The organism is Pedococcus sp. P2_D9 (assembly GCF_056404275.1).
The window spans coordinates 16,306-32,089 of sequence record NZ_JBFUEI010000007.1 but is presented as its reverse complement, the minus strand read 5'-3'; the positions used below and the strand labels follow the sequence as shown (position 1 = coordinate 32,089).

General features: G+C 70.4%; 16 protein-coding genes. 8 read left to right on the top strand and 8 right to left on the bottom strand.

The window, feature by feature from the left end; all coding sequences use genetic code 11:
- Window positions 1-59: 59 nt before the first annotated feature.
- Window positions 60-524 (bottom strand): mycothiol transferase, encoded by a 465-nt coding sequence (locus AC1DXJ_RS12505; protein WP_477615154.1) that lies wholly within the window; start codon window positions 522-524, stop codon window positions 60-62.
- Window positions 521-2,671 (bottom strand): NAD-dependent DNA ligase LigA, encoded by a 2,151-nt coding sequence (gene ligA, locus AC1DXJ_RS12500; RefSeq protein ID WP_477615153.1) that lies wholly within the window; start codon window positions 2,669-2,671, stop codon window positions 521-523. The genes AC1DXJ_RS12505 and ligA overlap by 4 nt, the downstream gene beginning before the upstream one ends.
- A 137-nt stretch (window positions 2,672-2,808) precedes the next feature.
- On the opposite strand from ligA, the gene AC1DXJ_RS12495 reads away from it, so the two are divergent.
- Window positions 2,809-4,311: a long-chain-fatty-acid--CoA ligase gene (locus AC1DXJ_RS12495; RefSeq protein ID WP_477615152.1), complete on the top strand. Its 1,503-nt coding sequence runs from the start codon at window positions 2,809-2,811 to the stop codon at window positions 4,309-4,311.
- 9 nt (window positions 4,312-4,320) lie between these two features.
- Here AC1DXJ_RS12495 and AC1DXJ_RS12490 read toward each other — a convergent pair whose 3' ends face one another.
- A complete protein-coding gene (locus AC1DXJ_RS12490; protein WP_477637120.1) occupies window positions 4,321-5,298 on the bottom strand; it encodes a DMT family transporter in 978 nt (325 codons plus the stop codon).
- Between the two features lie 7 nt (window positions 5,299-5,305).
- Window positions 5,306-6,307 carry a uroporphyrinogen decarboxylase/cobalamine-independent methonine synthase family protein gene (locus AC1DXJ_RS12485; RefSeq protein WP_477615150.1) on the bottom strand — a complete coding sequence of 334 codons (1,002 nt, stop codon included), beginning with the start codon at window positions 6,305-6,307 and terminating at the stop codon, window positions 5,306-5,308.
- A 68-nt stretch (window positions 6,308-6,375) separates the two neighbouring features.
- On the opposite strand from AC1DXJ_RS12485, the gene AC1DXJ_RS12480 reads away from it, so the two are divergent.
- Window positions 6,376-6,783, top strand: coding sequence for a hypothetical protein (locus AC1DXJ_RS12480; RefSeq protein ID WP_477637119.1), 408 nt, complete (start codon window positions 6,376-6,378; stop codon window positions 6,781-6,783).
- An 8-nt stretch (window positions 6,784-6,791) separates the two neighbouring features.
- Here the strand turns inward: AC1DXJ_RS12480 and AC1DXJ_RS12475 are convergent, their stop codons facing one another.
- Complete coding sequence (locus AC1DXJ_RS12475; RefSeq protein ID WP_477637118.1) at window positions 6,792-7,766, bottom strand: S1C family serine protease; 975 nt, start codon at window positions 7,764-7,766, stop codon at window positions 6,792-6,794.
- A gap of 257 nt (window positions 7,767-8,023) precedes the next feature.
- Between AC1DXJ_RS12475 and AC1DXJ_RS12470 the strand changes: the two genes are divergently transcribed.
- The 3 genes from AC1DXJ_RS12470 to AC1DXJ_RS12460 all read left to right on the top strand — a co-directional run bounded on the left by AC1DXJ_RS12470 (window position 8,024) and on the right by AC1DXJ_RS12460 (window position 9,582).
- Complete coding sequence (locus AC1DXJ_RS12470; RefSeq protein WP_477637117.1) at window positions 8,024-8,353, top strand: hypothetical protein; 330 nt, start codon at window positions 8,024-8,026, stop codon at window positions 8,351-8,353.
- Window positions 8,354-8,576: 223 nt separating this feature from the next.
- Window positions 8,577-8,807, top strand: a complete 231-nt coding sequence (locus AC1DXJ_RS12465; RefSeq protein WP_477615146.1) for a hypothetical protein — start codon at window positions 8,577-8,579, stop codon at window positions 8,805-8,807.
- A gap of 151 nt (window positions 8,808-8,958) precedes the next feature.
- Window positions 8,959-9,582: an antibiotic biosynthesis monooxygenase gene (locus AC1DXJ_RS12460; RefSeq protein WP_477632563.1), complete on the top strand. Its 624-nt coding sequence runs from the start codon at window positions 8,959-8,961 to the stop codon at window positions 9,580-9,582.
- 8 nt (window positions 9,583-9,590) lie between these two features.
- On the opposite strand, the gene AC1DXJ_RS12455 is transcribed toward AC1DXJ_RS12460, so the two are convergent.
- From AC1DXJ_RS12455 to AC1DXJ_RS12445, 3 genes are read right to left on the bottom strand one after another with little or no spacing between them, the layout of a single operon-like run.
- A complete protein-coding gene (locus AC1DXJ_RS12455) occupies window positions 9,591-10,076 on the bottom strand; it encodes an MmcQ/YjbR family DNA-binding protein (protein WP_477637116.1) in 486 nt (161 codons plus the stop codon).
- 5 nt (window positions 10,077-10,081) lie between these two features.
- A complete protein-coding gene (gene mnmA, locus AC1DXJ_RS12450; protein ID WP_477632562.1) occupies window positions 10,082-11,167 on the bottom strand; it encodes a tRNA 2-thiouridine(34) synthase MnmA in 1,086 nt (361 codons plus the stop codon).
- Complete coding sequence (locus AC1DXJ_RS12445) at window positions 11,167-12,354, bottom strand: cysteine desulfurase family protein (protein ID WP_477637115.1); 1,188 nt, start codon at window positions 12,352-12,354, stop codon at window positions 11,167-11,169. The genes mnmA and AC1DXJ_RS12445 overlap by 1 nt, the downstream gene beginning before the upstream one ends.
- A 137-nt stretch (window positions 12,355-12,491) precedes the next feature.
- Between AC1DXJ_RS12445 and AC1DXJ_RS12440 the strand changes: the two genes are divergently transcribed.
- From AC1DXJ_RS12440 to AC1DXJ_RS12430, 3 genes are all read left to right on the top strand, one after another.
- Complete coding sequence (locus tag AC1DXJ_RS12440) at window positions 12,492-12,995, top strand: SigE family RNA polymerase sigma factor (protein ID WP_477637114.1); 504 nt, start codon at window positions 12,492-12,494, stop codon at window positions 12,993-12,995.
- Complete coding sequence (locus tag AC1DXJ_RS12435) at window positions 12,985-14,142, top strand: hypothetical protein (protein WP_477637113.1); 1,158 nt, start codon at window positions 12,985-12,987, stop codon at window positions 14,140-14,142. Before AC1DXJ_RS12440 ends, AC1DXJ_RS12435 begins: the two co-directional genes overlap by 11 nt.
- A gap of 117 nt (window positions 14,143-14,259) precedes the next feature.
- Window positions 14,260-15,720, top strand: coding sequence for a S8 family peptidase (locus AC1DXJ_RS12430; protein ID WP_477637112.1), 1,461 nt, complete (start codon window positions 14,260-14,262; stop codon window positions 15,718-15,720).
- The last annotated feature ends 64 nt before the right edge of the window (window positions 15,721-15,784 follow it).

The window sequence follows — 15,784 nt, the reverse complement described above, 5'->3', positions numbered from 1 at the left end:
CGAGCGGCTGACCCGGTCAGGTGCGGGCGCCAGTGGACGTGCGCCGCGCCGGTCGATCTTCAGGGCTGACGGTCGCGGGCGCGGTCGGCGACCAGGACGTCGCGGGTGAGCTCGAGCTGACCACGGTGCTGGGCGAGCTCCTCGTAGACGTGCAGCAGCACCTCGCCCTGTGTGGCGTACCTGTCCCGCGGATCCGGGTTGGCAGGCGGCGCGCCCACGTCGCTGGCCGCCACCCACTCGGACAGGCTCCGACGCAGGCGATCGGTTTCAGCCGCGAGGTCGGTCACCGCCCCCGTCGCGGTGAACTCGCTCGGCCGATCACGCGGGACGACCTCACCGAGGTTGGTCGTGGATGCCCAGGCGGCACACATCCCGAGGCAGTGGGTGAGGATCGCGAACGGACTGTTGGCGTCGGGCAGGTCGGGCCGCCGGTTGGCCAGGTCGTCGCCGAGGTCGACGACGATGTCGCGCATGGCCACCAGCGCCTCGTCGCAGAACCTCAGGAAGGTGGCCTTGTCGATCACGGGTGGCCTGTCTCCAGGAGCCGGCGGAAGCCGGCCTCGTCGAGGATCGGCCGACCCAGCTCGCGGGCCTTGTCCTCCTTGGTCCCGGCGTTCTCCCCCACCACGACGTAGTCGGTCTTCTTCGACACCGACCCGGACGCCTTGCCGCCGCGAGACAGGATCGCCTCCTTGGCCGAGTCGCGCGAGAAGCCCTCGAGCGAACCGGTGACGACGATGGTCATCCCAGCGAGGGTCTGTTCCACCGACTCGTCGCGCTCGTCCGCCATGACCACTCCGTCGGCCTGCCACTGCCTCACGATCTGGTCGTGCCAGTCGACGGCGAACCAGGCTGCGACGGCGTCGGCGATGACCCCGCCCACACCCTCGACGCCCGCCAGCTCCTTGGGACGCTCCTTCGCCGCATCGCGAAGTGCGTCCATCGTGGCGAAGTGCTGAGCCAGCGCCCGCGCTGCCGTCGGCCCGACGTGGCGGATCGACAGGGCGACGATGACGCGCCAGAGGGGTTGCTGCTTGGCCTGCTCGAGGTTCTCGGAGAGTCGGATCCCGTTGGCGGACAGTACTTTTCCATCGACGACGGACTCCGGGGGGTCGGACTTCTTGGCCGCTCGGGTGAACAGCGGCACCGTCGCCAGTCGAGCGCGCCCCGCCTCACCGGCCAGCCCGAACAGGCCACTCTCGTCCTCGAGGACGCCCGACTCGAGGAGGGCGACGGAGCCCTCCCAGCCCAGCGCCTCGATGTCGAACGCACCACGACCGGCCAGTCCGGCGAGTCGCTCCCGCAGCTGCGACGGACAGGTGCGGGAGTTCGGGCAACGGATGTCCTTGTCTCCCTCCTTCTCCGGCGCCAGGGGGGTCCCGCAGGAGGGGCACTCGGTGGGCATGACGAACTCGCGTTCGGTGCCGTCGCGCAGGTCGACCACGGGCCCGAGGATCTCGGGGATCACGTCGCCTGCCTTGCGCAGCACCACGGTGTCGCCGATGAGCACGCCCTTGCGACGCACCTCGTCGGCGTTGTGCAGCGTGGCGCGCTCGACGGTCGAGCCCGCGACCACCACCGGCTCCATCACCCCGAACGGCGTCACCCGACCGGTGCGGCCGACGTTGACGAGGATGTCGAGGAGCTTGGTGTTGACCTCCTCGGGTGGGTACTTGAACGCGATCGCCCAGCGCGGCGCCCGCGAGGTGGACCCGAGCTGGCGCTGCAGCGAGATCTCGTCGACCTTGATGACGATGCCGTCCAGCTCGTGCTCGACGCTGTGTCGCTCGGCGCCGTACTGGTCGATGAACTGCTGGACTTCCTCGACCGATTCGAGGACGCGGTAGTGCGTCGAGATGGGCAGCCCCCACTCGCGGAACAGGTCGTAGGCCTGCGACTGCCGGGTCAGCTCGAAGCCCTCGCGCAGCCCGATGCCGTGCACGAGCATCCGCAGGCCACGGCTGGCCGTGACGCGAGGGTCCTTCTGCCGCAACGAACCGGCGGCAGTGTTGCGCGGGTTGGCGTAGGGCGCCTTGCCTGCCTCGACCAGGCTCGCGTTGAGGTCGCCGAACGCCTCGACCGGGAAGTAGACCTCGCCCCGGATCTCGACGCGCGCCGGGTGGTTGGACCCGGCGAGCTGGTGCGGGATGCCCTGGATGGTCTTGACGTTGTTGGTGACGTCCTCGCCCGTGCGCCCGTCGCCGCGGGTCAGGGCGCGCACGAGGCGGCCCTTCTCATAGAGGAGGTTGACGGCCAGGCCATCGATCTTCAGCTCGCACAGATAGTGGTATGCCGCGGACCCCGCATCGCGCGCCACCCTCGCCGCCCAGGCGGCGAGCTCCTCGGGCGAGAAGCAGTTGTCGAGGCTCAGCATGCGCTCGAGGTGGTCCACCGCGGTGAAGTCGGTCGAGAAGACGGCGCCGCCGACCTGCTGGGTCGGGCTCTCGGGGGTGCGCAGCTCGGGGAACTCCTCCTCCAGCTCGTTGAGCCGGCGGATCAGCCGGTCGTAGTCACCGTCGCTGATCGTCGGCGCATCCCTGACGTGGTAGGCGAACTGGGCCGCAGTGGCCTGCTCGGCCAGCTCTGCCCACTCGTGGCGAGCCGCGTCCGTGGCTGGCTCCAGCGCAGACCCAGTGGCAGCTGTAGAGGCGTTCTCAGTCACGCTGCCCATCCTGCCGTACGCCTCCGACACCTGTGTCGCAGACGGGCGCGGGCCGTGGGACACGGCATACCGGAATCCGTAGCCAAAGGACGCGCTCTCGGCGAGGATGGCTGAAACCGGACCCCCACCGCCGAGGAGCCTGCGCCATGACCAATCTCGCCACCAACTTGGTGACCACCGCCCAGGAGCGGCCGGACCAGCCGGCCATCAAGTTCATGGGCAACGACATCAGCTACGCCCAGATCCACGGCATGGCTGCACAGGTGGCGGGGTCGCTGAAGGCAGCAGGCATCGAGCCCGGTGACCGCGTGGCGATCATCCTCCCCAACGTGCCGGCCTTCCCTGTCGTCTTCTTCGGCTCCCTGCTGGCCGGCGCGATCGTGGTGCCGATGAACCCCCTGCTCAAGTCCGGCGAGATCGACTTCTTCTTCACCAACTCCGGGGCCAAGGTCGCCTTCGTCTGGCCGGACTTCGTGGCGGAGGCCACCGAGGGAGCCAAGAACTCGGGCACCCGCATCATCACGTGCGGTCCCATGGGTCCCGTCGAGGGCGCCCTCGAGGGCGGTGACCCGATCGCCGAGCCGGTCGAGCGCGACGACGAGGACACCGCGATCGTGCTCTACACCTCGGGCACGACCGGTCGGCCCAAGGGCGCCGAGCTGACCCACAGGAACGTCCACCTGAACGCGCACCGCAGTGCCGTCGAGATCCAGGCGACCACGCCGGACGACGTGGTGATGGGCTGCCTGCCGCTGTTCCACGTGTTCGGGCTCGTCGTGGGCCTCAACGCCGCGGTCATCGCCGGCGCGGCGCTGGCGCTCATCCCCCGGTTCGACCCGGCCGAGGCGATCAAGGTGATCGGCAACGAGAAGGTCACCATCTTCATGGGCGTCCCCACGATGTATGCAGCGATCCTCAACCACCCCGACTCCGACGCCCTCGATGCGACGTCGCTGCGTACCTGCTGCTCGGGTGGGTCCGCCATGCCGCTGGAGGTCATGAAGGCGTTCGAGGAGAAGTTCGGCTGCATGATCCTGGAGGGCTACGGCCTGTCCGAGACCTCTCCGGTGGCGTCCTTCAACATGCCGACCATGGAGCGCAAGCCCGGCACCATCGGGGTCGCGATCCCCGGTTGCGAGATGAAGCTGATCGACCTCGAGGGCAACGACGTCGCAGCGGGCGAGGGCGTCGGCGAGATCGCGATCCGCGGCGACAACGTCATGAAGGGTTACTGGCAGAACCCCGAAGCCACCGCCGAGGCCATCCCCGACGGCTGGTTCCGCACCGGGGACCTGGCCACCGTGGACGACGAGGGCTACTACACGATCGTCGACCGCAAGAAGGACATGATCCTGCGCGGCGGCATGAACGTGTACCCGCGCGAGGTCGAGGAGGTGCTCTACACCCACCCCGACGTGCTCGAGGCCGCTGTGGTCGCGGTGCCGGACGAGCTGCTCGGCGAGGACGTGGGCGCTGCCGTCGCGCTGCGTCCCGGCGCCACCGCGACGCTGGAGGACGTGCAGGCCTTCGTCAAGGAGCGGATTGCCGCCTACAAGTACCCGCGGCACATCTGGGCCGTCCCCGAGCTGCCCAAGGGCCCCACCGGCAAGATCCTACGGCGCGAGGTGCACAAGCCGGCCGACGTCTGAGGGACGAGGTCAGGCGTCCTTGCGACGCTTGGCGGGGAGGCCGATGACCACGGCTGAGACGAGCACGATGGCGGCGCCCAGCAGCTGCGGCCAGGCCAGGTGCTCACCCAGGACGACGACGCCCAGCAGCACCGACACGACCGGAATCAGGTAGGTGACGGTGGTGCTGACCGTGGCACCCGCGCCACGCACGACGTCGAACTGGAGCATGTAGGCGAGCCCGGTCCCGACGACGCCCAGCACGAGGACGCAGAGCAGCGGCAGCAGCACTCCCCCGCCATCGAGGTTGACGTGCCCGGCCCACGGGGCGGCGTACGCGTCGCGGTTGAACAGCCACCACACGAGAATGACCGGCACCATGAGCGCGGACCCCACCAGCAGCAACGCGGTCGGCATCGAGAGCCCACCCAGGTCTGCGCCCCCGAGGAAGCGCCGGTTGTAGGTCCAGCCCAGGCCGTAGGACGCGCCGGCGACGAGCGTCATGCCGAAGCCCAGCAGGTCGGGGCGGCCGGCGGACTCCCACGGCTGCATGATGACGATGACGCCGGCGAACCCGATGACGACGGCAGCCAGCTTGCGTGGGGACAGGCGGTCGCTCGGCAGCAGGGCCAGCGCGAAGAAGACGGCGGCCAACGGGGTGGTGGCGTTTCCGATCCCGGCCAGTGCAGAGGAGACGCGCACCTCACCGGCGGCGAACAGGCTGAAAGGCAGCGCCGTGAGGAAGACGCCCGACACGGCGAGATGGGCCCAGGTGCGGCGCGCGCGGGGCAGCCGGCCACGGGTGACGGCCAACAGCGCCAGCAGGGTCGCGGTGCCGGCGAAGATGCGTAGCCCCGAGATCTGCAGCGGGGCCATGGTCCGCAGCCCGACCTTCATCAACAGGAAGCTCGACCCCCAGATGAAGGCGAGCAGGACGTACTTGGCCTGCCAGGGCACCCGGGTCACCGGGGAGCTGGCGACGGTGGGGGTGGCGACACTGGTGCTCATTGGTGGGTCAACTCTCGGCTCGTTCCGACCATTCCGCGGCCACGGCGACCGCTGCGCGTTGAACGCGCCAGGCCCCCTCTGGTGTGAGTCCGGGCAAACCGCAGGCCGGGCTCGCGGTGAGGTCGCCCAAGGACTTCGCAGACATCCCGGCGTCGTGCCAGCCGCGGCTCACCACGTCGGCGGCACCGCGGACGGTGCCGCTGGCATCGGTCGGCAGGCACCCGGCATACAAGGCCACGCCGTCCTCGACGGTGGCGGCGATCGACTCCCAGCGCTGGGGGGTGAGGGAGGTGACGTCGAGGCTCACGGCGCCGACCCCGGTCGCCCGGAGCAAAGGCAGGGGTATGCCGGGATCGCAGCAGTGCACGACCGTCGCCGCTGCCTCGATGGCGGGGTTGTCGGTCGCGGCGGCGAGCACGTCGCGCAGACCGTTCATGGCGGCGAGGGGGTCGACGGGGCGCAGGTGCCCGTAGCCGGAGGCCGTGGGCAGGTGACCGGCGAGGACGGCAGGCAGGGACGGCTCGTCGAGCTGCAGCACGAGCGAGGCACCGGGGACGAGGCGGGCGACATCGGCCAGGTGGACCCGCAAACCCTCGGCGAGCGAGCCGACGAGGTCGCGCAGCGCCCCCGGATCGGCCAGTGCCTTCTCACCGCGCTGGAGCTCGATGCCGGCGGCGAGGGTCCACGGGCCGGTGCACTGGATCTTGAGGTCACCCGCGTAGCCGTCGAACGCCTCGGCGAGCTCGTCGAGGTCCTGGCCCAGCAGGGCCTTGGTGCGCTGGGCGTCGTGCCCGCCGCGCTCGACGAAGCGCCAGCCGCTGGGCTGGAGGTCCACGTGCAGGTCGACCAGCAGTCCGGCCGCCCGACCGATCATGTCGGCGCCGGGTCCGCGAGCCGGGAGCTCTGGCAGATAGGGCAGGTGTCCGTCACCGAGGATGTCGCGGACGCCCTTGAGGGCTTCGCGGATGTCGGTGCCCGGGAGAGATCCGATGCCGGTTGCGCGAGCCACGCCCCGAGACTAGTCAGCGGTACCGACACGCCTGAGGGCAGGATCCCTAGTCTCTACCCATGGCTCGAGTGGACCCGGACGACGACAGCATCCGTCGCTTCGTGGTGCATCACCACCGCTACGACCCGCAGCGCCGCGAATTTCGCAACGTCGCTGTGGCCGCGTTCGACAACGCCGACGAGTTCGACGCCGCCCTTCGCGAGACAAGCGCTGGCATCGAGCGCCGACGTCGGTCAGGCGAACCCGTCGACCGCCGCGAGCACGCGTCGGGCACCGAGTACGGCCCGGGCGCTCGCGAGCAGGCCGCCTACGGCCGGTTCCTGCAACGCGCCGCCCGCCATGGCGTCGACGTGCGGCGCTTTCTGGCCAAGCGCGACCCGCCATCCAACATGGCGTTCATCTTCTTCGACAGCGACGACGGCGATGGCCAGACCGACACGGGACGCGGCGAGGACAGGGGCGAGGACGGCGGCTGACTGCTCCCTCAGTCGGGGAGCTCGCTCGGCAGGACCACCGCGTCCACCAGTGCGCCGTTGCGGATGACGGTGACTTCCATCCGCCTCCCGATCGCCTCGGTGAACAGGCGCTTCTGCAGCGACTGGGCATCGCCGAGCGGGGCGCCGTCGATCGCAAGGACCAGGTCGCCCGCGAGCAGGCCACTCGTCGCCGCCGGGCTCTTCTCGACGACCTCGACCACTCGCAGCGCGCCGCGCTGCCCGTACCGCTCGGCCTGCGCCGGCGTCAGCCGTGCGGGAGTGCTCACGAGCCCGAGGTAGGCGCGCCGCACCCGCCCGTCGTGCATCAGCGCGTAGATGATCCGGTGGGTCGTGGCATTGATTGGTACCGCCATGCCGAGGCCGATTCCGGCGACAGCCGTGTTGATCCCGACGACCCGACCGCGGCTGTCGGCGAGCGCCCCACCGGAGTTGCCGGGGTTGAGCGCGGCGTCGGTCTGGATGACGTCCTCGATCAGGCGCGCGGTCGTGCGGGTACGCACCGGCATGCTGCGGCCGAGGGCGCTCACCACTCCGGCCGTCACGGTGCCCGACAGGCCCAGCGGGTTGCCGACGGCCACCACGAGCGAACCCACGAGGAGCGAGCTCGCGTCGCCGTACTCCGGCGGCGCCGGCACCTCGCGGTCCGCGCGGATGACCGCGATGTCGGACAGCGGGTCACGGCCAACGACCTCGAAGTGCGCGACCGTTCCGTCGGCGAACTCGGCACTGCCTCCGCTCGCGTCGCCGACGACGTGCGCGTTGGTGAGGAGATGCGACTCGCCGGTCAGCACCACGGCAGACCCCGAGGACTCTCCGCGGCGCGACCGGATCCGCAGGGCCGCAACCTTGGGCGTCAGCTGTGCCGCGACGGAGGTGACAATCGCCGAGTAGGCGTCCAGCGCGGCCGACTCTTTGGCCGGGTCAGAGGCCGCGGGGTCCGTGGCCGCCGGGTCTGTGGTCATGCCAGTGTCAACGAGCGGTCGGCACGGTGGGATTCCTGGGTTCACCGAGGGCGAACGACGCGGTCGCGGACCCGCGGTCGAACTCGGCACACAGATGCCCCGAACCTACCGATTCGCGCCCATTCCCTCGTCGAATCAATGCAGATGTTCTAGCCGGAGTCATGGCCCCGGTGGAGGCGGGGAGCCTGCATGGAGTTCTAGCGTCGAGGCAAGCCGCGCGATGTGCAGGGCGGCCATCTGCAACCGAAGGAGCACGCATGCGCCTCAAGCGTCTGATCATCGTCCCGGCGGCAGCCGGGGTCCTCGTCCTCGTCGGAGTGTCAGCCGCCAGTGCCGGCGAGATCACCGGCACTGGCAAGCCCGCGCAGGGCGCCGCCCACGCCAACTCGATCTGCGCGTTCTCCGGACTGGAGGACGGCGATGGTGCCGGGTTCCCCGGTCCCGGCGGTGCGCCGCCCCAGAACTGGGGCCACAGCAAGTCGTCCTTCGGGGCGACCCCAGCCGAGCGCAAGGCGTCGGGCTTCCAGCCGGGCGACTCCTGCAACGGTCACCGTGGCTTCCTCGCCGGTGGTGGCGAGGAGCCGTAACCAGGTCGCTGGCCTGACCCACGACTGGGCCCACTCTCCCCGAAGGGAGGGTGGGCCTCGTCATGTGGCGGAGACGGTTCCGGCCTGGAACCGGAGTCAACCGTGCTGTTACCCGGCTGATACCGCCTCAGCACCAGCCTGGAACCACCCCGTGTCACAACGGTCTGACCACGGGAGGTCCGGCACTCAGGTCGACCGCCCTCGACCCTCGAAGGAACCGATCATGTCCACCACTCGCCGCACCATCACCACCACGATCGCACTGGCCGGCCTGCTCGTCCTGGGAACCGGCTCCGTCCCTGCCACCGCCCGCCAGGACGCGGGCCCGACCGTCGTCCACACGATCCCCGACGAGGGCCACTGCCCGCTCGCCCGCGTGGGGACACAGTTCGTCAAGTGCGACAACCTCACCGGAAACGGCGTGCGGGCCCCGGGCTGGATCCCCCGCGCCTGAGCGTTCCTCTCCGATCGCCGGACGGCTCCTGCGTTCGGAGAGGGCACTCAAGATCCCCTGGGATCACTCTTGCCGCGGACCGGGCGTGGGAGCAGTGTTAGCCCTGACGGTAGCGCCGTCGGGGTGCTACCCCGAGCAGAGGAGTTTCGTCGTGTATGCACGAACCACAACCGTCCAGGCAGACCCCTCCAAGATCGACGACGGGATCGCCAACGTCCGTGACGAGGTCACGCCGGCGATCACCGCCATGGATGGATGTGTCGGGATGTCGATGCTCGTGGACCGCGCGTCCGGCCGCTGCATCGCCACATCGTCGTGGGAGTCAGAGGCTGCGCTGCGGGACAGCGCCGGCAAGGTCCTTCCGCTGCGTGATGCAGCCGAGCAGGCCCTGGGTGCCAGCACCAGCACCGTGGACACGTGGGAGGTCGCCGTCGTCCACCGCGACCACGCCATGCCCGAAGGCGCCTGCGCTCGGGTCACCTGGCTGAGCGGGATGGCCGATCATGCCGAACGCGCTTCCGACGTCTTCAGGATGGCCGTCCTCCCCAGGGTTCAGGAGCTCGATGGGTTCTGCAGCGCCAGTCTGCTCATCAGCCGCGAGACCGGCCGAGCGGTGGGCACCGTCACCTTCGAGCGCCGAGAGCAGCTCGAAGCCAGCCGCGATGCCGCTGCCGGCATTCGCGAAGCAGCGAGCAGGGACATCGGCTCGACCATCGACGACGTGGCAGAGATGGAGGTGGTGCTGGCTCATCTCCACCTCCCCGAGATGGTTTGACAGCAGCGTCAGGCACAACATGCCGGGATGGTCCCTGCCCCCGGACCATCCCGACCTCGCTCCCGGGTCCTGGAGTGCGCAGGCACCCTCGGGAGCGACGCGCCCGGACCTAGAATCGCGTCGTGGTGCGTGATCAGCCGCTTGGGTGCAACGCAGCGCCAAGCGTCCTCGATGATCTCCTCGACGTGCGACCAGTCGATGTCGTCCACGTCGAGATAGACCCCGACCCACCCCCGATGACCCACATACGGCGGCCGGAAGTAACGACGCGGCTCGGCTGCGACCAGTGCGGACTGCACCCCTTCCGGTGCAGCCGTCCAGATCGCCGTGCGGTCGTCGTGGTGCTCCTGCGCCGCCATCACGAAAGCCTTCCTCCCACCGGCGAACCAGCAGGGCTCACCGTGCGACTCCCGTTGCTCCGTCTCCGGGAGCGCGAGACACAGCGACCGCACCCGCGCCAGCGGTGACCCGTCCTGGATCCCGCCGCGCACCATACGAGTCAGCGCTCGAGCCAGGCGGACGCGATCGTCGCCGAGCCGACCACGCGCGTTCCTTCGTAGAGGACCACTGACTGGCCCGGCGCGACGCCCCGGAGCCGACCAGCGAGCCGCACCTCCACGTCGTCTCCGGAGGCCCACGCCTGCGCGGGCACTTCCTCGCCGTGCGCGCGCACCTGGGCGCCCACCTCGACGACGCCCTCGGGCGGCGGACCGCACCACCGGGCGTGGTCACCGCGAATCGCGTTGACCCCCAACAGGTCTGACGTGCCGATCATGACGCGGTTGGCCGCCGCGTCCACCGACACGACGTAACGCGGGTCACCGTCCATGACCGACCGATCGAGACCCAGCCCCCGTCGCTGACCGACGGTGTAGGCATAGGCGCCCCGGTGCGCGCCCACCACCTCGCCCGACTCGGCGTCGACGATCTCGCCGGGCTGCTCCCCCAACCGAGACGTGAGCCAGCCGCGGGTGTCGCCGTCGGCGATGAAGCAGATGTCGTGCGAGTCGGGCTTGCTGGCGACGTAGAAGCCGCGCTCCTTGGCCTCGGCGCGGATCTCCGGCTTCGCCGTGTCACCCAAGGGAAAGAACGCCCGATCCAGCTGGTCGGCGTCGAGCACCCCCAGCACGTAGGACTGGTCCTTGGCCATGTCGACGGCACGGTGCAGCTCTCGGCCGCCGTCGTCGCCCTCGACGACCTGGGCGTAGTGGCCGGTCGCCACCGCGTCGAAGCCCAGCGCGACCGCCTTGTCGAGCAGCGCGGAGAACTTGATCTTCTCGTTGCAGCGCAGGCAGGGGTTGGGGGTGCGTCCGGCGGAGTACTCCGCGACGAAGTCCTCCATGACGTCGCGCTTGAACCGCTCGGCCATGTCCCAGACGTAGAAAGGGATCCCGAGCATGTCGGCGACGCGGCGGGCATCCCCGGCGTCCTCGATCGTGCAGCAGCCACGGGCCGACTCGCGCAGCGTCGCAGCACTCTGCGACAGGGCGAGGTGCACGCCGACGACCTCGTGCCCCGCGTCGAGCATCCGCCCCGCGGCGACGGCGGAGTCCACCCCGCCGGACATGGCGGCGACGACCCGCATCAGTCGGTCCATCCGCTGGCCCGCCGGGCGCGCTCGATCGCCGCGGGCAGGGCGGCCAGCACCGCGTCGACGTCGGCGTCGGTCGAGGTGTGGCCGAACGTCAGGCGCAGCGCACCCCGCGCGGACTCCTCGGGGATCCCCATGGCCAGCAGAACGTGCGACGGCTGCGGCACACCTGCCTGGCAGGCCGAACCGGTCGAGCACTCAACGCCGACGGCGTCGAGGAGGTAGAGGAGGGAGTCGCCTTCGCAGCCGGGAACGAGCAGGTGCGCGTTGCCGGGCAGCCGGTGTATGCCGTCGTCGGCCTCCCACGCGCCCGTCGCCCTGATGTCGTAGCCGAGATCCATCGCCGAACGGATCAGCCTGTCCCGCAACGCCATCAGCCGAGGCGCCTCCATCGAGATGCTGGCGACGGACTCCTCCATGGCCACAGCGAAGGAGCGGATCCCGGGGACGTCGAGGGTCCCGCTGCGGATCTGCCGCTCCTGTCCCCCACCAAAGGTCTGGGGCACGACCACTGCATCGCGGCGCACGAGCAGCGCGCCGACGCCCACCGGCCCACCGACCTTGTGGGCGGTGACCGTCATCAGGTCGGCTCCCGACTCGGCGAAGTCCACGGGGAGGTGGCCTGCGGCCTGCACCGCGTCGGTGTGGAACGGCACCCCGAACTCATGGGCGAGGGCCGCGAGCGCTGCCACGGGCTGCACGGTGCCGACCTCGTTGTTGGCCCACATGACGGTGACCAGGGCCACCGAGTCGGGGTCCTCCTCGATCGCGGCGCGCACAGCGTCGGTCGTGATGAAGCCGAGCGCGTCGGGCTCGACCCACGTCACCTTGGCCCCCTCCTGGGCGACCAGGTGCTCGACGCAGTCGAGGACGGCGTGGTGCTCGATCGCGCTGCAGACGATGCGCACCCGGCCCGGGTCTGCCTCCCGCCTCGCCTCGAACGTGCCGGCGACGGCCAGGTTGTCGGACTCGGTGCCCCCAGACGTGAAGACCACCTCGGACGGTCGTGCGCCGAGCGCCTTGGCCAGCCGCTCGCGCGACTCCTCGACGACCCTGCGAGCCATCCGGCCGGAGGTGTGCAGCGAGGACGCGTTGCCGGTGGTGGCCAGCTGGTCGGCCATCGCCGCGATGGCCGATGGGAGCATCGGCGTGGTGGCGGCATGGTCGAGGTAGGCGGTCACCGTCGAAAGTTTACTCGTCAACCGCTCAACCTTCGGTCGGAGTGTGGCGTTGGGTACGTCAGCGGGCGACGAGCCCCGGCCGCTGCCGTGTTCGGGACTACCGTCAGGGCTCGGGACTGTCGGGTGGAGGGGGCGGGGTGCAGCAGAGCGAGGAGGCCGCGTTCGGGCAGTTCGCGGAGCGGGTCATGCCCCGGCTCCTGCGGACGGCCTGGCTCCTGACCGGTGACCCGAACCGCGCGGAGGACGCCGTCCAGGAGTCACTGGTCCGGCTGTTCGGGATCTGGCCAAGGGTCCGTCTCGACGAACCCGAGGCCTACTGCCACCGCATCCTGCGCAATCTCGTGGTCAGCACCTGGCGCAAGGATCGCCGGCTCGTGCTGGTCGAAGACGTCCGGGACGACGTCGACGAACGCAGGGCGACCGACGACGCCGGCACGCGGCTCGACCTCGTGCGGGCCCTCCAGGAGCTGCCCGTTCGCGAGCGCGAGGTCGTCGTGCTGCGCCACTACGCCGACCTGTCCGAGCGCGCCGTCGCCGAGCTGCTGGGAGTCAGCGTCGGCACCGTGAAGTCGTCGTCCTCCCGCGGGCTCGAGCGCCTGCGAAGCCTCATCTCCGACAAGGGGGAAGCCCATGTCCAGTGACCTCGACCTCATCGAACGCCTTCGCACGGACCCCGCCCCGGCCATGCACGTCTCCCTCGCGGACGTCCTCGCCGAAGGACGTCGACGCCAGCGCCGCCGGACCGCCCGGTGGCTTGCGGCCGGTGCTGCAGCGGCCGTCGCCGCGGCCCTGGTGGTGGCAGTTGTGCTCCAGCTGTCCGGTGAGGCACGCACCGCCCCACCGGCCGGCACCCCCAGCGGCATCACTTCCGGCAGCTATGTCTGGCAGCCGACGAACCCCGAGCTCTCCGGGGCGACCACCATCGTGGCATCCGGGGGCTCCTATGCCCTGCGGGTGGACGGTGGCGTGATGACCGTCAAGGTCACCCGCGACGGCGCCAGCGCCCCGCCCATCAGCGCGGCCCTGCTCCGCACCGGGGCGGCGTGGCGGGAGGTCGACGGCACCTCGGGGCAGCGCGTCCTCGTCGGGGTCGTCCGCGGCAAGGCCGACGACATCGTCTACCAGCCCAGCCTCGCCGCCTCCATGGCCGAGCACACCGTGGTGACGCGGGATGCCGGTGACTTCACGGCATACGTCATCTCGTTTGCCGCGCCGCAGGCGGTGACCACCATCGCCAGGGACGTGGGCTGGCTGACGACCAACGCAGGCATGCCCAGCTGGGCCCTCGGCGACGGTGGGGGCGGTGCGGGTCTGGCGCTGGACCTGGACGGTGAGGCCCCTTCCCTGCTGCCGCCTTACGACGTGACCGTCACCGGACCGCCGTCGACGACCACGCCGCCGAGGAAGGCCGTGGAGCTGACCATCTCGCTGGGCGAGGTTCGCCTGGGAGCCCCCCTGACACTGAGCGTCGACCGCGAGGCCGTCGTCGTGGGGTCGGGGGGGTTGCAGACCGAGCTCGCCGGCGCGGACCCGGAGACCGCCTTCGGCTACGACACGATCGCCCTGGCGGACGGCCGGTCCCTGGTGTGGGGAGTACTTCCCCAGGGGATCAAGTCCGTCCGGCCCACGGTGGACGGCGGGGTGCGCGTGGGTGTCCCGGCGCTCGCCAACCTCGTGGTCCTGCCGTACACCGTGTTCGCCGTGCTCGTCGAGGGCACGCCGGACCACGTGGGGGGCCTCCAAGCGGAGTTCGCAGGGCGTCCCGGTGGCATCAGCGTGACGCAGTAGCACGGGGCCCGGCTTTCCTGACCGTCCCTTTACCTACCGGGCGTAACCGCGCCCGCCTCCCCTCGTTGGACACGGCATACCGACCACCACCGGTGCTGGTCTCACGAAGGGAACTACATGCACACCGCGAAGAGAACCCGGGCAGTCGTCGCGACGGCCGCCACGGCCGCCCTGGCCGCCATGGCCCTCGCCACGCCCGCTTCGGCAGGCCTGCTGTCCTCAGGCAAGGCCCTCGCTCCGGTCCAACCGTGGCTGGCTTCCCAGCTGGGGGTGCTCAAGGCCGCCACCCCGACCACCGTCCTCGTGCACGGCACGGACACCGCGGCCGCCACCCAGGCCGTGCAGGCGGTTGGCCTTCGCAAGGTGACGACGTTCGACAAGGTCGGCGTCGTCGTGGCCACGGGACTCCCCGCCCAGGTGCAGGCAGTCCGGTCACAGCCCGGCGTGACCTACGTCGAGGGCAACCAGCCCATCGAGATGCTGCTGTCGACCTCCAACAAGGCCACCCGCGGCGACGAGGCCCGCAACACCCTCACCGGCGCCAACGGGACCGCGCTCGACGGCAAGGGGGTCTCCGTCGCGGTGATCGACTCCGGGGTGGACCCGACGCACCCGTTCCTGAAGAACCCCGACGGCACCTCCGCCGTCGTCAAGAACCTCAAGATGGTGTGTGAGCCGCTCACCGAGAGCACCTGCGCCCCCGTCGACGCCGGCTCGGCCAACACCGACCTGCTGTCCGGTGGCGGGCACGGCATGCACGTCAACGGGATCGTCGCGGGTCGCGACGTTACGCTGTCAGACGGCACCAAGATGCACGGTGCCGCCCCGGGCTCGAGCCTGGTCAGCATCAGCACCGGTGCCGTGCTGTTCATCATCGGCGCCGACGCAGCCCTCAACTGGGTGCTCGAGAACCACAACGCCCCGTGTGGCGCGGGCGTCCCGGCCAGCACCTGCCCGCCGATCAAGGTGACGTCGAACTCCTACGGCCCCAGCGGTGGTGGCGCGTTCGACCCGAACTCGGCCACGGCCAAGATCCAGCGTGCACTGGTCAAGGAGGGCGTCGTCTCGGTCTGGGCCAACGGCAACGACGGCGGCGACGGGTCGAAGGACCTGTCCAACCCGCCCGGCAAGGACCCGACCCCCGGCATCCTGTCGGTGGCCTCGTTCTTCGACCAGAACACCGGCACTCGCGACGGCACCGTCTCGGACTTCTCGAGCCGCGGCAAGGCCGGCGACAAGTCGACCTACCCGGACATCTCGGCGCCGGGTGAGGACATCACCAGCTCGTGTCGCGTCTACCTGCCGATCTGCTCATCGGGGCTCGATCCGAAGGACGGCGGCGACTACAACACCATCAGCGGCACCTCGATGGCCACCCCGCACATCTCGGGCATCGTCGCGCAGCTCTTCCAGGCCAACCCGAACGCCACCCCGGCGCAGATCGAGGCCGCGATCGAGTCGACTGCCTACAAGTACACCAACGGTGCACCCTACGAGGCAGGCACCAATGGCACGACGAGCTTCGACAAGGGCCACGGCCTGGTCGACGTCGTCGCTGCCGCCAACGCCATCCGCTAGCAGCCAGCGGAAGGTCGCGAGGTTCCCGGGCCCTGTGAGGGGGACCCGGGAACCTCGTCCGGTA

Excerpts from the sequence above, each read along its gene's own strand:
- ligA (WP_477615153.1), bottom strand. The coding sequence starts at position 2,671 with ATGGGCAGCGTGACTGAGAACGCCTCTACAGCTGCCACTGGGTCTGCG.
- AC1DXJ_RS12495 (WP_477615152.1), top strand. The coding sequence starts at position 2,809 with ATGACCAATCTCGCCACCAACTTGGTGACCACCGCCCAGGAGCGGCCG.
- AC1DXJ_RS12490 (WP_477637120.1), bottom strand. The coding sequence starts at position 5,298 with ATGAGCACCAGTGTCGCCACCCCCACCGTCGCCAGCTCCCCGGTGACC.
- AC1DXJ_RS12475 (WP_477637118.1), bottom strand. The coding sequence starts at position 7,766 with ATGACCACAGACCCGGCGGCCACGGACCCCGCGGCCTCTGACCCGGCC.
- AC1DXJ_RS12470 (WP_477637117.1), top strand. The coding sequence starts at position 8,024 with ATGCGCCTCAAGCGTCTGATCATCGTCCCGGCGGCAGCCGGGGTCCTC.
- AC1DXJ_RS12465 (WP_477615146.1), top strand. The coding sequence starts at position 8,577 with ATGTCCACCACTCGCCGCACCATCACCACCACGATCGCACTGGCCGGC.
- AC1DXJ_RS12455 (WP_477637116.1), bottom strand. The coding sequence starts at position 10,076 with ATGGTGCGCGGCGGGATCCAGGACGGGTCACCGCTGGCGCGGGTGCGG.
- mnmA (WP_477632562.1), bottom strand. The coding sequence starts at position 11,167 with ATGCGGGTCGTCGCCGCCATGTCCGGCGGGGTGGACTCCGCCGTCGCC.
- AC1DXJ_RS12435 (WP_477637113.1), top strand. The coding sequence starts at position 12,985 with ATGTCCAGTGACCTCGACCTCATCGAACGCCTTCGCACGGACCCCGCC.
- AC1DXJ_RS12430 (WP_477637112.1), top strand. The coding sequence starts at position 14,260 with ATGCACACCGCGAAGAGAACCCGGGCAGTCGTCGCGACGGCCGCCACG.